Consider the following 14,718-nt stretch of genomic DNA (forward strand, 5'->3'; position numbering starts at 1 on the left):
ATGAACCTCTCCGACAAGCGGGTGCTGATCACCGGCGGTGCCGGATTGGTCGGCTCGCACCTCGCCGAGCGACTCGCCGCCGACAACGACGTGGTCGTCGCCGACGACCTCTCGAAGGGCGAATCCGAGCGGGTCACCGACGAGGCCGAACTGGTCGTGGCCGACATGACCGACCCCGACGACGTCGCCGAGGTCGTCACCGAGGACCTCGACGTCGTCTTTCACTTCGCGGCCTACACCGACACCAACTACGACGACGACCGGAAACTGTTCGAGGAGAACGGCGCGATGACCTACAACGTCCTCGAACGCATGGACGAGGTCGGCGTCGACAACATCGCGTTCACCTCCTCCTCGACCGTCTACGGCGAAGCGCCGATGCCCACCCCCGAGGACTACGCGCCGCTGGAGCCCATCAGCATCTACGGTGCGAGCAAACTCGCCGACGAGGGCCTCGTCTCGACGTACGCACACTCCTACGGGATGCAGGCGTGGGTCTACCGCTTCGCGAACATCGTCGGCCCGAACCAGCGCGGCAACGTCGTCCCCGACTTCATCGAGAAACTGCTCGACGACCCCGAGGAGCTGACCATCCTGGGCAACGGCCGCCAGGAGAAGTCCTACCTCCACGTCGAGGACTGCATCGACGCGATGTGCCACGTCGTCGAGAACGCCGACGACGACCTGAACATCTACAACCTCGGCACCCGGACGACCACTTCGGTCAACGCCATCGCCGACATCGTGGCCGACGAGATGGACCTCGACCCCGACTACGCCTACACCGGCGGCGACCGGGGCTGGACCGGCGACGTGCCGAAGATGCGGCTGTCCATCGAGAAGCTCTCGGCGCTCGGCTGGGAGCCGCCGACGTCCAGCGACCGTGCGGTCCGCCGGGCCGCACGGCAGTTACTCGAAGAACTTCGGGCCGAGCGCGCCGAGCAGTAGCGGCCCCGTCGAGCGCCGGAAGCTACGACACCGTAAACTCGGTTTGGGCCTCCAAGTCCTCCTCGGTGACGTCCAGCGTCGCGACGACGGTGTACTCGCCCGGGTCAGGGTCCTCCCACGCGCCGGGGAACGTCTCGGTCGCGCCGGCGTCGAACGTGTGGGGCCGGAGCGCCTGGGTGAACATCCGGCCGTCGCTGGCCCGCCAGACCTCCTCGCCGTCATCGAAGACCACGAAGTCGGCCGACAGGCCGCTCCGGAACGTGATCTCCTCGGGGTCGTCGCCGGGATTCTCGACCGCGAACTCGAAGACGACCGCGTCAGCCTCGACCGTCGCCGTGACCGAACTCCGTAGCGTCATGGGTCGTAGTCGGGACGCCGGGACCGAAAACTTTTCTCCGAAACCGCCGACAAAAAGGAAAACTCCGGTTCGCGCCGGTCGCTTCGAGCGCTAGTCGTCCGAGGAGTCGAGGCCGACGGCCGCGGCGGCGTCGACCAGTCCGTATCCCTGCTCGTCGGCCGGGAGTCCGAGGTCCTCGGCGGTGTCCCGCATCCGGGCCCGCGCGTCTGCACCGGCGTATCCCCGGCTAACGACGAGCGCGGCGACGCCCGAGACGTACGCGGTCGCCATCGAAGTCCCCGAGAGGGTGACACAGCCACCGCCGGCGTCGGTCGTCCGGAGGTCGACGCCGGGCGCGGCGAGTTCTACCTCCGGGCCGCGACTGGAGAACGACGCGAGTTCGTCGTTCCGATTCGTCGCGCTCACCGCGACGACTTCGGGGTAGGCCGCCAGGTAGCCGACGCACCCGTCCGAACAGGGGCCGCTTCCGCCCGCCGCTCCCGCGAGCACCACGCCCCGGTCGGCGGCGTACGCGACCGCGTCCTTCAGCGCCTGAGAACTCGAACTGCCGCCGAGACTCAGGTTCGCCACGTCCCAGCCACGGTCGGCGACGTATTCGACGCCGGCCGCGATGTCCGAGAACGACCCCAAACCCCGGTCGTCCAGCACCTTCACGGCGTGGAGCGTCGCCCCGGGGGCGAGCCGGTCGTGCAGTCGCAGGAATCGCCGGCGCCGACGAGTCCCGCGACGTTGGTCCCGTGGTCGTTGTCGTCGTCCCAGGCTTCTCCGCAGGACGACCCCGAACAGGAGACGAACGCCTCGCCCGACCCGACGTTCGGCAGGCAGGCGTTGTCGCCGTCGATGCCGGTGTCCAGAATCGCCACGTCGACCCCATCGCCGGTCACGCCGCCGGCGTGGGCCACGTCGGCGTCGATTCGGTCGTACCCCCACGGGAGCGCCTGCGCTCGCATCGTCCCGTTAGCCTCGATGTACCGGACGTTGGGGTTCCTCGCCAGGGCCGTCGCCGCCCGCTTGGGCGTCCGGAGTGTCAGCACGTCGATGGAGTCGAACTCCCGGACGACGTCTGCGGCGGCGTCGAGCGCGGCCGCCCGGCCGCGCTCGGACGCGAAGCCGACGTTGACCTCGACGGTGTCGTCGGGTTTCGCGGCCGCCAGTCCCGTGGTGGCAACCGCCGCGAGCGAACCGCCTGCCGTTCGGAGTACGCTGCGCCTCGAAACGCTATCGTTTCTGTCGTGCATCGCATGAAATAAATTTCACTGGCAAATATTAATATTTTATCCTAGTAAACTATGTATGTAACTATACCTCTTGTCGGGGTGGCCTCCCAACTATCCTCACTCCGAGATGTTCCGCGGGAGATTACAGACGGCTGGACCGGTTGTCGGTGGCGGGGTGACCGCTTCAGGTGACGGGTTCGTCGGGTGCGGCACCGACGCGGAAACCGAGGCCGCGGCTGTCGGCGATTCAGTCCGTCGAAAAAGTGCGGAAGCGCTTGCGGAGTCGAACGGCTCAGTTGTCCGAGGAGTCCAGACCGAGCGCGGCGGCGACGTCGAGCAGGCCCGCGCCCGACTCGTTGCTCGACAGGCCGATGTTCTCGGCGGAGTCCTTGAGCGTCTGGCGGACCTGCGAGTTCGACTGGCCGTTGGCCATCAACTGGCCGGCCGCGCCCGCGACGTGGGGAGTCGCCATCGACGTGCCGGAGAACGTGTCGTAGCCGCCGTTCGAAGCGACGGTCGAGTAGATGTCGGTGCCGGGGGCTGCGATCTCGACTTCGGGACCGGTCGAGGAGAAACTCGACAGTCCGTCCGAGCTGTTGGTCGAACTCACGGCCATGAACTCGGGATACGCGGCGGGGTAGCCGACGCAGTCCGAGCACGGCCCGCTGTTGCCGGCCGCGGCGACGAGGAACACGCCCTTACTCTGGGCGTACTCGCCGGCGTCCTTGACGGCCTGGCTCCCGCTGCTGGCGCCGAGGCTGAGCGAACCGACGTCCCAGCCCTGGTCGGCCACGTACTCGATGCCGGCGGCCACGTCGGAGAACGACCCGCTACCGCACTTGTCGAGCACCTTGACGGCGTGGAGGGTCGCCTGCGTCGAGACGCCCACGACGCCCTGGGCGTTGTCGACCGCGTCGGCGATGCCCGCGCAGTGGGTGCCGTGGTCGTTGTCGTCGGTCCACGAGTAGTTACAGGTGTTGTCGGCCGGCTTCGCGCCGTACCGACAGCCGCCTTTCGTCGAACACGCCACGAACGACTTGCCCTCGCCGAGGTTAGCTTGCAGGTCGGGATGGTCGTCGTCGATGCCGGTGTCGATGATGGCGATGTGAGCGCCGTCGCCCGTCTCGCCGTTCCGGTGGGCCACGTCGGCGTCGACGCGCTCGATGCCCCAGGGTTCGGTTTCGGCGAGCGCGTGCATCGTGCCGTTCTCCTCGACGTACCGGATATTCGGGTTCTTCGCCAGTGCGGTTGCCGCCTTCTTCGGCAGGCGGAGCGTCAGCACGTCGATGGAGTTGAACTCTCGAACCGTCGCCGTAGCCTTGCTCTTGGCGAGGGACCGGCCGCGGCTGGATTTGAAGCCGACGTTGACCTCGACGGTGTCGTCGGGTTTCGCGGCCGCCAGACCGCCGGCCGCGGCGGTCGCGACGGATGCGCCGGCCAGTTTGAGTACGTTACGCCTCGAAACACCATTGTCATTATCTAACATCGCACTCTGAGATTAGACCACATCGATAAATATTTTTCTTCTGTGAAATGAAGTTAGAAACTATCTAACTTTTTTCGTACTACTTGAGATGTTAAAAGTAGCCATGACTACGACGGTCGAGGGTTCGAAATCGTCGACGCTCGACGGCCGTCCGTCTCTGTTCGGGAGTCCGTTCGCGCGAGGAGAGCGTCGGGGCGGGAACCGAAGCCGCGACCGTTCAGTCGTCGCTGGAGCTGAATCCGAGCGCGGCCGCCACGTCGAGCAGGCCGTTGCCCTGCTCGTTGCTCGACAGGCCGATGTCCTCGGCGGTGCTCTCGAGCGTGCTCCGTGCCTCGTCGTTGGTCTGTCCGTTGGCCATCAACTGGCCGGCCGCGCCCGCGACGTGCGGGCAGGCCATCGACGTGCCGTTGAAGTAGGCGTAGCCGCTCGGGACCGACGAGTAGATGCTGGTGCTGTCGTTGTTGTCGCTCGCGCCGCCGGGCGCGGCGATATCGACCTCCGGGCCCTGCGCGGAGTAGCTCGCGAGGCTGTCGCTGGGCGTCGTCGCGCTGACGGCGACCGTCTCGGGGTACTTCGCGGGGTACTTCACGCAGTCCGTGCACGGACCGGGGTTGCCGGCCGCCGCGACCACCAGGACGCCGTTGTTGTCGGCGTACTTGATCGCGTCGTGGAGCGCCTGGGACCCCGAGTCGCCGCCGAGGCTGAGGCTGGCGACGTCCCAGCCCTGGTTGGCGACGTACTCGACGCCGGCCGCGATGTCCGAGAACGACCCGCTCCCGGCGCAGTCCAGCACCTTGACGGCGTGGAGGGTCGCCTGGGTCGAGACGCCGACGACGCCCTCGCCGTTGTTGACCGCGTTGGCGATGCCCGCACAGTGGGTACCGTGGTCGTTGTCGTCGGACCAGTCGTTGTTACAGGCATTACTGTTGCCCGAGAACGCGCAGTTGCCGAAGTAGCCGCCGGAGCCGCAGGCGACGAACGCCCTCCCCTCGCCGAGGTTGGCCTGCAGGTCGGGATGGTCGTCGTCGATGCCGGTGTCGACGATGGCGATGTCGGCGCCGGACCCCGTCTCGCCGTTCTGATGGGCGATCTCCGCGTCGACCCGGTCGATACCCCACGGGAGGGTCTGGGCCAGCGCTTCCATCGTGCCGTTTTCCTCGACGTACCGGATGTTCGGATTCCTCGCCAGTGCAGTCGCCGCCTTCTTCGGCAGCCGAATCGTCAGCACGTCGATGGAGTCGAACTCTCGAACCGTCGCGGTGGCCTGGCTCTTTGCCATCGAGCGACCCCGACTGGACTTGAACCCGACGTTCACCTCGACGGTGTCGTCGGGCTTGGCGGCCGCCAGGCCGCTCCCCGCGGCGGTCGCCACGGACGCGCCGGCCAGTTTGAGTACGTTACGCCTTGAAGTGCCATTGTCATTACCAAGCATGACGACCGTAACTAATCGCAAAATAGTATAATATTTTCTTCTGTTAAAAATAGTTAATATGTGTAGATATTCAATGGTCGAAGGAAATTAAATAATACCTCATGCGACCGAGTTCCGCGTCCGGCTGGACGCGGAACCCGACGTGAAGCCGTAACCGGGGGCCACCCCGAACGGCACGCCTTTAACCCGAAGACCCGTAGCCAGCGGCGTGCAAGTCGTTGGCTACGAGACGGGCGCAGGCGGGGCGGAGCCTCCGAGCCTGCTGGTCGCCGACGCCGAAGCGGTGCGACGGGAGGAACTATCGCCGGGAGCGCAACTGTCGTACTCGCTGGGCGAGCGTCGCTGCGCGGGGGCCTTCGACGGAACGACCCACTACGACTGTGAGAACGCCGCCGCGCCGTACTGCGAGGAGCACTCGGGCACGTGGATTTGTGCGCGCTGCACCGGCACCTGCCTCAAGGACGAGATGGACTGTTACGAGGAGCACGCCATCTACCTCGCCGCCTTCGCGCCGGACACGTTCAAAGTCGGAGTCACCCGCGAGTGGCGCCTCGACACCCGCCTGCGCGAGCAGGGTGCCGACCGGGCGGCCCACCTCCGGACGGTTTCGAACGGCCGAATCGCGCGCGAAATCGAATCGCAGATAGCACGGGAGTACACCGACCGCGTCCGGGTCCCGAGCAAAATCGAGAGTCTCCACCGCGAGGTCGACGAGTCGGCGTGGGACGCGGCGCTCGCGGAGTTCGACCCCGAGGAGACGTTCGAGTTCGACTACGGCTTCGAGTTGGACGTCGCGCCGGTGGCCGAGACGATGGCGACCGGCGAAGTGGTCGGCACTCAGGGCCGCGTGCTGGTGCTCGAACGCGCCGGGACGAACTACGCCGTGGACATGCGCGACCTGGTCGGGTACGAACTTCGAGACGGCGAGAGCGGCCGGGAACTGCAGTCCAGTCTCGGTGCTTTCTAGGCTAGAGGATCGAGTGCTGTCGCTTTGCTGTAGTTGGGGTCTTCGAAATCAGTGACCGCCCTGTTCAACTTCACAGCGCCTCGCACCTTCCGATCGAAACTCACCGCGACTGCAACCGCTACTTACACGATGACTATGAGTACCCGCACCGCCACCGCGACCGCAACCCACATGCCTCCCCAGCCGATTCGCTCACTCCCTACGGTCGTTCGCTCATCCCTCGCACGGAGATGGCGCGGCACGAGGCCGCGCCAGCGCGCGCCAGTGCCATAGCGAAGACGCGAAGCGCCTCCAATTGGTCGCACTCGCCGCCAAACCTTCAAATACGAAGACGGGGTCAACTCCCGTCGTGTCGACGCACCCCCGAACGTCGCCGAAAGACCGGCGCTCTCAGGCCAGTTCCAGCCCTCGAATCGCCACTTCGTCGCCCTCCTCGACCTCGCCGATGACGCGACCGTCGGTTTCGGCGGCCAGCGACTCGGCCTCGTCTTCGGGGAGCGCGACCACGAACCCGGTACCCATGTTTAACGTCCGGTGCATCTCCTCGTCGTCGACGTTCCCTTCGGACTGGACGAACTCGAACACCGGTTGGGGGTCGAACGGGTCGGTGACCTTGTACCGGTACGCGCCCATCCGCGAGAGGTTCGTCCATCCGCCGCCGGTGACGTGGGCCGCGGCGCGGACCTCGCGCTCCCGGAGGTGGTCGAGCAGGTAGGTGTAGAGCCGGGTCGGTTCGAGCAGGACCTCGCCGACGGTTCGCGCCTCGGCGTCCCCCGCGTCGAGCGGGAACGGGTCGTCGTAGTCGTGGTTGCGCGTCGCGGCTTCCCGGGCCAGCGTCAGACCGTTCGAGTGGATGCCGCTGGAGGGGAAGCCGACGAGCGCGTCGCCGACCTCGGCCTCGCCGGGGAAGATGGCGTCCTTCGGGGCGAGTCCGGCGCACGCGCCCGCAAGGTCGAGGCCCCTGATGACGTCGGGCATCACGGCCGTCTCGCCGCCGACCAGCGCGACGCCCGCCTCCTCCGCCCCCGCCGCGAGGCCGTCGCCGACCTGCTGGGAGAACTCCTCGGAGGGTTCGTCGACCGCAAGGTAGTCGACGAACGCGACCGGTTCGACCCCGCTGGCCACGAGGTCGTTGGCGTTCATGGCAATGCAGTCGATGCCGACCGTCGAGTAATCGCCCAGCGCCTCGGCCACGAGGAGCTTCGTACCGACGCCGTCGGTCGCCAGCGCCAAGTAGCGGTCGCCGATGTCGAGCAGGCCCGCGTACTCGCTCTCGTCGATGTCGCCGACCGCGCCGACCAGCGCCGCGGTCGCCGCCTCGCTGGCCTTGATGTCCACGCCCGCGTCAGCGTAGGTGAGTTCCTCGTCGTCTCCGTCGCTCATGCGTGAACAGGTGCGAGCGGTCGGTAAAGTCCCACCGCTTTCCCGCGTCGGCGCTCGCGACCGCCCGGCGACGTCGTATCAGCGCACGCCCATAGCACTCTTGGCTCGCGGGGTCGCCGAACGTCGCATGGACCAGCCACTGACCGAGGACGACGAGGGCAAACAGGTAGTCACCCGGGACGGCGAGACGGTCGGCACGGTGCGGAAGGTCGACCAGGGCGTGCTCCACGTCGAACCGAACGCCGACCTCTCCGAGCGGGTCCGCGAGCGCCTCGACTGGGGCGACCGGCAGAGCGACGACTACACGCTCCAGGAGACCGAGGTCGAGGAGACGACCGACAGGGAAGTTCGACTGGCGGAGTAGCGAGATTCGGAGCGAGCGCCAGCGAGCGAGAATCTCGGAGAGGACGAGCGGGGAGGAGCGAAGCGACGACTCGCGAGTAGCGAGATTCAGAACGAGCATCGGCGACCGAGAATCTCGAAGAAAGCGCGAGCCTCGAAAACGAGCAAATTTCCGAAAAGGAGAACCGAGGCGGCTCAGAGAACCGAGAGGCCGCCGCCGAACACCATCCACGCCGCCAGCCCGAAACAGGGGACGCCCGCGGCGACGAACGCCGTCAGGCTCCAGTCCTTGACGGTGTTGCCGTCGAGCGGGCCGAACGGAATCATGTTGAATCCCGCCAGTAGGAAGTTGATGTAGACGCCGAAGTCGCCGGCGGTTCCGAGCAGGCCCCCGAACAGGACCGCGACCGGGAGGAAGAGGATTCCGAGCGCGACGTTCGTGAGCGGGCCGGCCAGCGCGATGAGGCCGTTCTCTCTGGGGGTGGCGCGACCCCGGTGGTAGACCGCGCCGGGCGCCGCGAACAGGAAGCCCGCCATCGCGCCCACGACCGCGAGGAACAGCATCCCGTAGTCGGCGCGGAACTCCGCGACCTGACCGAACTTTATCGCGGTGACCTTGTGGGCGAGTTCGTGGAGCAGGAAGCCGAGTCCGGCGGTGACCATGCTCATCGGGAGGACGGTGACGAGACTCGACGGCCGGTAGAGGAGCCGCTGGCCGCCGCCGAGCAGGATGCCGAAGGCGAGTCCGAGTGCGCCCCACGCGACCGCGAGGTCCCGAATCTCTCGGCCGCTGAATCGGATGTTCGCACTCATGTGAGCGAACTCACGATGAGGTCGACGCTGTTTCGCGCGCCCTCTATCATCAGTCGGGTTATCTCGTCGACGCCGCCGATTTGGGGACCGAGTAGCGGGAGCACCACGAACGGAAAGAGCAGGCTGGCTATCATGCTCCCGACGTTGGTCATCGCCACGATGGCGATGAGCCTGAAGAGGGGGACGTCGAGCATCCGGGAGAGGAGGTCCTGAATCGGGCTCTCCTCGTCGCTGAGTATCTCGTTCAGTTTGGCGATGTCGCCGACGTTGACCGTCGTGTGCTTGAGTTCGACGTAGCCGGCAAACCAGCCGGGCGCCAAGAGCGGATTGACGCTGGTCAGCCACGCGACCAGGCCGCCGACGCTCGCGCTACTCCAGCGCGCGCCGGCGAGTTTCGCCAGGCCGAACGCGAAGATACCGTTGAACAGGAACCACGCGGCGAACACCTGGAAGAGGAACTGCTGGCGAACGCCGGCCATGAACAGTAGGACGAAGAACGCGAGGAAGCCGAGCGTGATGGTGTAGCCGAACAGTTTGAACAGCGAGAACCGACTCCCCGACTCCGTGCCCACGAGGTCCTCCATCGGCGGGAGCGTCTGGGGGTTCCGGAGGTACTCCTCGATACCGGCCCGGTGGCCCGCGCCGACGACCGCGACCACGTCGTGGCCGGCGTCGCGCAGGGCGACCAGGCGGTGGGCGATGAACGCGTCTCGCTCGTCGATGAGCGCCTCCGCGCCGCCGGGCGAGAACTGCCGGAACTCCTCCATCATCGCGGTCACCACGTCGCCGTCGGTGAGTTCCTCGATGTCGAACTCCTCGTCCTCGCCGCCCCCGCCGATGCCCACCATGGCGAGACAGAGCTCCCAGACCATCCGGAGCTTCTCGAAGAAGCTCATCCGGGCCCAGAAGCGCTGGATGGTCGTCTGGATGTCGCGGTCGACCAGCGCCACGTCGCTCCCGACGCGCTGGGCGACGTCGATGGCGGCCTTCATGTCGGCGCCGGGTTGGATGTCGAAGCGGTCGCCCATCCGGGTCTGCACGTACGATAACATCCAGTAGGCGAGAAACTGGAAGACGGTGTTACCGTCGAGCAGGTCCGAGGGTTCGAGGTCCTCGGCCACCTCGCCCTGCATCTGCCGGTAGCGGCCCTCGTCGAGTTCGACGGCGACGACGTCCGGCCGCTCTTCGTCAATCGCTTCCTCGACGCGCTCAACGCTCTCCGCGGAGACGTGCGCAGTGCCGACGACACGGACGCTCCCTCGCCCCCCAGCGTCCAAGTCGGCTGTGTCGGTCATCACTCGGGTTACACGCCGTCCCTTTTTACCGTTGTCGGTACTCGGAGATTTATCGGCCGGCCGGAGCCCTGTACGAAAACTGTCGGGAACCGAGCGATTACGAGGGGTAAGGCCCGCAATAACAAACTGCTCGTGGTCCTTCGTTCCCTTCGACGCGTCGAGTCATCATGAACCGCCGACGATTCCTCCAAGCAGTAGGGGTCGGTGCAGTAACCGCGCTCGCCGGGTGTCCGAACAACGGGATGGACGACCCGCCGGCGTCGGACCGCGCCGACCCGCCGATAGCCAGAGCGGACTTCGACCGCGTGGTGAACGTCGTCCAAGCGGGCGCCGACGCCACCGGGAAGAAGCCCATCGACAGCGTGCTGAACCGGGAACTACGGGACGGTACGCTGTTCGTCTTTCCCGACGGCCGCTACGCGATAGACGGCTTCGACGTCTCGGGGTCGCCGCGCGTCGGGATGGTCGCCGCGGAGGGCGCGACGCCGATGCTGGTCCCGACCACGTCCGCACCCAACACAGAGCACACGCTCCTGGAGGCCACGTCGGTGAAGGCGTTCCTGTTCGACGGGTTCGTGCTCGATTTCCGGCGGAAGGGGTACGGCGGTCGCGTGTTCGCGATGACCGACGGGCCGCTGACGGTCAGGAACGTCCGGACGCTCGGGAAGTACCCGCGCAAGTCCATCGGCTTCCACTTCGCGGTCCGGGACCGGGGGAGCGACGGACTGATCCAGAACGTCGTCGCGCCCCAGGGCGGCCGACCGGGCGGCGAGTCGGTCGGGATGTTCGTCGACCGCCGCCACGCCGGCGACCTGCTGGTCCGGAACTGCCACCTGGAGCGGTTCCCCAACAACGGCCTGTACGCCTCCGCACCCGGCGGCGACGGCGGCCTGCCCATCGGGCGCGGCCGGGTCCGGGTTCACGGCGGCTACTACCGGAACAACAACATCTCGAACGTGAGACTCGGCGGCGAGGGCTCGGAGGCCCGCGGCGTGACGGTCGCCGTCGACGAGGTGCCCCCGCACAACGAACTCAACGCGCGCGGCGTCCTGCTCCAGAACGGTCGGAACCTCCTGGTCGAGGACTGCAAGATCGTCATCGGCAAGAAGGCCGGCTACAGCCTCGGAGCGGTCGTCTTCCACGAAGACGCCGCGACGGCAACGATACGAAACACCCAGATCGTGATGGACCGCGACGACCTGCCGGCCATCAACGCGCGCAAACCCGCCCGGAACCTCTCGGGGGCGACCGGTGCGAACTTCCAGAACGTCTCGATAACCGGAACGGCCAGCGGCGGCCGGACCGTCGTGGTCGAGAACCGCGACGGCACCCGGGTTCGGGACTGCAAGTTCGTCCAGTCGGGGGACGACCGGTCGGGCATCGTCTTCAGTCGCTCGGACGACTGCGTCGTCGCCCGCTCGACCATCGACGTGACCGGCGACGCCATCGCGACGCCGAACTCGACCATCCGCCGCCGGAAGCTCATCATCAGATAACGACGCGAGGAGTCACGAACTATGTCAGACACCGAGATTCGAACGCGAGAGACGGACGCCGAGACGACGGGGAGCGACGGGAGACGGAACGACGAGCGGCGACGCGACGGCGGGCGGAGCGACGAGCGACCCGCCGACCGCGAGCGACCGACGCTCTCGGTCGTCGTCATCACCCGCAACGAGGAGGCGCAGGTCGGCCGGTGCCTGTCGTCGGTCCTCGACGCGACCGCCGACTTCGAGCGCGAGGTCATCCTGGTCGACTCCAACTCCGAGGACCGGACCGTCGACCGCGCGACCGACTTCCCCGTCTCGGTCCTCCGAATCCCGACCGACGACCTCTCGACGCCCTCGGCCGGCCGGTACGTCGGCGGGACGTTCGCGACCGGCGACCAGGTGTTGTTCGTCGACGGCGACGTGGTCGTCGAAGACGACTGGCTCGACGTCGCCTCGCACCTCCTCGTCGGCGAGGACGACGTGGCGGGCGTCGGCGGCTACCTCGGCGAAACCGACGCGACCGAGGTCACCGAGTCGGAGTGGCTGGCCGGCGTCGCGCTCTACGACGCCGCCGCGCTCGCGCAGGTCGGCGGCTTCGACCCCTACCTCCGGGCGCTCGAAGACCTCCATCTGAGCTTCGAGTTGCGCGAATCGGGGTACCGACTCGTGCGACTCCCCACCGTCGTCGGCGAGCAGGTGCGGGAGTCGGCGGGCTACCTCGAACCGTTCCGACGCTGGCGGCGCGGCTACCACCACGGCGTCTACGACGCGCTCTTCCGGTCGGCGACCTCGCCTGGTGTCCTGTACAAGCACGCCCACTCGCTCCGTTACTCGCTCGCGGGCACCGCGTGGCTGGCGCTCGGCGCGGCGACCGTCGTCGCCCCGCCGGTGTTCGCGCTCTGGCTGGGCGCGTCGCTCGCTGGCGTGGCGTGGATCGTGCGGACCCAGGGCCGCGACCGCGCCTACAGTCTGGTCGCGATGTGGACGCTGACGAGCGTCGCGCTCCTCGACCACGAGTGGTGCCGACCGCCCGACCCCGAGGAGTACCCCCTCGACCGAATCGAGCGGGTGCAGGTCGAGGGGCGGTTGACCGACGGCGGAGGCGGTGAGGGAACGGGAAACAATCCGGAGGACCGGGAACCGGACGTGAGTGAGTCTGGGCAGCGCGCTGGCGAAACGGGCCGCGTCGCGGCCGACGCCGGACGGGCCGGCGACGGAGCGGGCGATGGTCCCGGCGAGCGAGAGCGAAGCGCGGCCGACGGCGGTCGAACCACCCACGACCAGACCACCGCCGAGCGGGCGACCGACGACCGACAGACCGACGACCGGACGACCGAATCGGAGGCGGAGTGACGACGTCGTGGGCCGGAGCCTCTCCAAGGCGTTTCTCTCGATATTCAGCGCGCGGATGGTGACGTCGGTCGTCGCCATCGTCACGCTCCCGATAATCGTCCGAATCCTGGGTCCGGGCGGTTACGGCGACTACGCCTTCCTCATCTCGACGTTCGACCTGCTGATGATCTTCGTCAGTTCGGGGGTGACCGAGGGCGCCCAGAAGTTCGTCGGCGAGGACCGCGACGGCCTGTGGCGCGAGCGCGTCGTCGGCTTCTACGGGCGACTCGCGGTTTCCCTGGCGGTCCTCGGTGCCCTGGGCGTCGCGGCGTTCGCGCGCTTCGGCCCGGTCGAGAAGTGGCTCGGCCCGGAGTTCCGCGCCTACTTCTACCTCCTCGCGGCGTTCGTCGTCGCCGCCCAGTTCCGCGCCTACGTGCGGCGCGTCCTGCTTGGCCTGAACCTCGAACGCTACTCCGAACCCCTGCGCGTGGTCAACTCCGTGGGGTGGGTCGCGGTCGGCCTCGCGCTGGCGCAGTTCGGCTGGGGCGTCGAGGGGTTCGTCCTCGGCCACGTGCTCGCCGCCGGGACCGCCGCCGTCGTCGGGGGCTTCTTCGTCGCGCGAGAGCTATCGCTGTCGGACGTGTTCTCGCCGCTCCCCTCGGAGTTCCCGCGCCGGAAACTGCTCTCGTTCAACGTCATGAACATCCTGCTCGTGTTGCTGGTGATGTCGCTATACCACGTCGACGTGGTCATGCTCCGGACCTTGGTCGGCGACGAGGCGACGGGGTACTACAAGTCGGCGCTCGCGGTGGCGGAGTACCTCTGGTTCGTCCCGCTGTCGCTGCAGTCGGTGCTGTTGCACTCGACGTCGGACCTCTGGGCCGACGGTCGACACGAGCGAATCGAGGAGATTTCCGCCCGGACGACGCGCTACTCGCTGCTGTTGACGGTGCTGCTGGCACTTGGCATCGGCACGCTTGCCGCGCGGTTCGTTCCGCTGTACTACGGCCAGGACTTCCGGGGCGCGATAACCCCGCTGCGCGTGCTGTTGCCCGGCGCGGTGGCGTTCGCGGTCGTCAGGCCGGTGTACGCCATCGCGCAAGCCAACGGGAACCTGAAACCGCTCGTGGCGGCGACCGGCATGTCGGCACTGCTGAACCTCGTCCTGAACGCCCTGCTCATCCCGCGCTTCCAGATGGTCGGGGCCGCCGTCGCCACCGGCGTCGGCTACGGGTCGATGCTGGCCTTCCACGTCGCGAGCGCCCGGCGGCTCGGTTTCGACCCGCTGGTCGACCTCCGAATCGGTCGCGTCGCGCTGACCGCGGCGGTGGCCGCCGTCCCCATCTTCGGGGCGAACGCGCTGATAGACCGGCCCCTGGTGGCGCTGGCGGTCGTGCCGCCGCTCGGCTTCCTGGTCTACGTCGCGGCCGCGGTTCGGACCAGCGCAATCGACGCCGCCGAACTGTCGGAACTGGGGACCGCGCTCCCGATTCCGGTCCCCGCCGCGGTGACCTCGTTCGCCGCCGACGTCTCGCCCGGCGAGGAGCGTGGTGGCGAGTGACCCGGACCGAGTTCGACGACGAGCGGGGCCGTAATTCGACGTTGGTGTCGCTCCGGCGAGGACTATCCCGAGGTAACGGGCGGATAACAAAAAC

At 67.5% G+C, this 14,718-nt stretch carries 14 protein-coding genes; 6 read left to right on the top strand and 8 right to left on the bottom strand.

What is annotated here, in order from left to right:
• Complete coding sequence (locus tag NGM07_RS02925; RefSeq protein WP_253516724.1) at positions 1 to 948, top strand: NAD-dependent epimerase/dehydratase family protein; 948 nt, start codon at positions 1 to 3, stop codon at positions 946 to 948.
• 22 nt (positions 949 to 970) lie between these two features.
• Here NGM07_RS02925 and NGM07_RS02930 read toward each other — a convergent pair whose 3' ends face one another.
• The 5 genes from NGM07_RS02930 to NGM07_RS02950 all read right to left on the bottom strand — a co-directional run bounded on the left by NGM07_RS02930 (position 971) and on the right by NGM07_RS02950 (position 5,381).
• Complete coding sequence (locus tag NGM07_RS02930; protein ID WP_253516735.1) at positions 971 to 1,306, bottom strand: BsuPI-related putative proteinase inhibitor; 336 nt, start codon at positions 1,304 to 1,306, stop codon at positions 971 to 973.
• Between the two features lie 90 nt (positions 1,307 to 1,396).
• Positions 1,397 to 1,960, bottom strand: a complete 564-nt coding sequence (locus tag NGM07_RS02935) for a S8 family serine peptidase (protein WP_253516737.1) — start codon at positions 1,958 to 1,960, stop codon at positions 1,397 to 1,399.
• Positions 1,957 to 2,544 carry a S8 family serine peptidase gene (locus tag NGM07_RS02940; protein ID WP_253516739.1) on the bottom strand — a complete coding sequence of 196 codons (588 nt, stop codon included), beginning with the start codon at positions 2,542 to 2,544 and terminating at the stop codon, positions 1,957 to 1,959. The genes NGM07_RS02935 and NGM07_RS02940 overlap by 4 nt, the downstream gene beginning before the upstream one ends.
• 271 nt (positions 2,545 to 2,815) lie before the next feature.
• Positions 2,816 to 4,009 carry a S8 family serine peptidase gene (locus NGM07_RS02945; RefSeq protein WP_253516746.1) on the bottom strand — a complete coding sequence of 398 codons (1,194 nt, stop codon included), beginning with the start codon at positions 4,007 to 4,009 and terminating at the stop codon, positions 2,816 to 2,818.
• 217 nt (positions 4,010 to 4,226) lie between these two features.
• Positions 4,227 to 5,381 (bottom strand): S8 family peptidase, encoded by a 1,155-nt coding sequence (locus tag NGM07_RS02950; RefSeq protein ID WP_253516749.1) that lies wholly within the window; start codon positions 5,379 to 5,381, stop codon positions 4,227 to 4,229.
• A 268-nt stretch (positions 5,382 to 5,649) separates the two neighbouring features.
• Here NGM07_RS02950 and NGM07_RS02955 point away from each other — a divergent pair, with 268 nt between their 5' ends.
• Entirely contained in the window at positions 5,650 to 6,408 is a 759-nt protein-coding gene (locus NGM07_RS02955; RefSeq protein ID WP_253516751.1) for a DUF2797 domain-containing protein, read from the top strand.
• 390 nt (positions 6,409 to 6,798) lie between these two features.
• Here the strand turns inward: NGM07_RS02955 and purM are convergent, their stop codons facing one another.
• Positions 6,799 to 7,791 (bottom strand): phosphoribosylformylglycinamidine cyclo-ligase, encoded by a 993-nt coding sequence (purM, locus tag NGM07_RS02960; RefSeq protein ID WP_253516753.1) that lies wholly within the window; start codon positions 7,789 to 7,791, stop codon positions 6,799 to 6,801.
• A 127-nt stretch (positions 7,792 to 7,918) separates the two neighbouring features.
• On the opposite strand from purM, the gene NGM07_RS02965 reads away from it, so the two are divergent.
• Positions 7,919 to 8,155 (top strand): DUF8593 domain-containing protein, encoded by a 237-nt coding sequence (locus NGM07_RS02965; RefSeq protein ID WP_253516756.1) that lies wholly within the window; start codon positions 7,919 to 7,921, stop codon positions 8,153 to 8,155.
• Between the two features lie 173 nt (positions 8,156 to 8,328).
• On the opposite strand, the gene NGM07_RS02970 is transcribed toward NGM07_RS02965, so the two are convergent.
• Positions 8,329 to 8,946, bottom strand: coding sequence for a zinc metalloprotease (locus NGM07_RS02970; RefSeq protein ID WP_253516758.1), 618 nt, complete (start codon positions 8,944 to 8,946; stop codon positions 8,329 to 8,331).
• Entirely contained in the window at positions 8,943 to 10,241 is a 1,299-nt protein-coding gene (locus NGM07_RS02975; protein ID WP_253516761.1) for a TraB/GumN family protein, read from the bottom strand. The genes NGM07_RS02970 and NGM07_RS02975 overlap by 4 nt, the downstream gene beginning before the upstream one ends.
• A 167-nt stretch (positions 10,242 to 10,408) precedes the next feature.
• Here NGM07_RS02975 and NGM07_RS02980 point away from each other — a divergent pair, with 167 nt between their 5' ends.
• The 3 genes from NGM07_RS02980 to NGM07_RS02990 are packed head-to-tail and all read left to right on the top strand — an operon-like array spanning position 10,409 to position 14,624.
• Positions 10,409 to 11,737: a twin-arginine translocation signal domain-containing protein gene (locus NGM07_RS02980; protein WP_253516770.1), complete on the top strand. Its 1,329-nt coding sequence runs from the start codon at positions 10,409 to 10,411 to the stop codon at positions 11,735 to 11,737.
• 21 nt (positions 11,738 to 11,758) lie between these two features.
• A complete protein-coding gene (locus tag NGM07_RS02985) occupies positions 11,759 to 13,084 on the top strand; it encodes a glycosyltransferase family 2 protein (protein ID WP_253516773.1) in 1,326 nt (441 codons plus the stop codon).
• Positions 13,085 to 13,091: 7 nt separating this feature from the next.
• Positions 13,092 to 14,624: an oligosaccharide flippase family protein gene (locus NGM07_RS02990; protein WP_253516801.1), complete on the top strand. Its 1,533-nt coding sequence runs from the start codon at positions 13,092 to 13,094 to the stop codon at positions 14,622 to 14,624.
• Positions 14,625 to 14,718: the final 94 nt, after the last annotated feature.

Origin of the sequence: Halorussus vallis, from assembly GCF_024138165.1 — an archaeon.
Lineage (GTDB): Archaea > Halobacteriota > Halobacteria > Halobacteriales > Haladaptataceae > Halorussus > Halorussus vallis.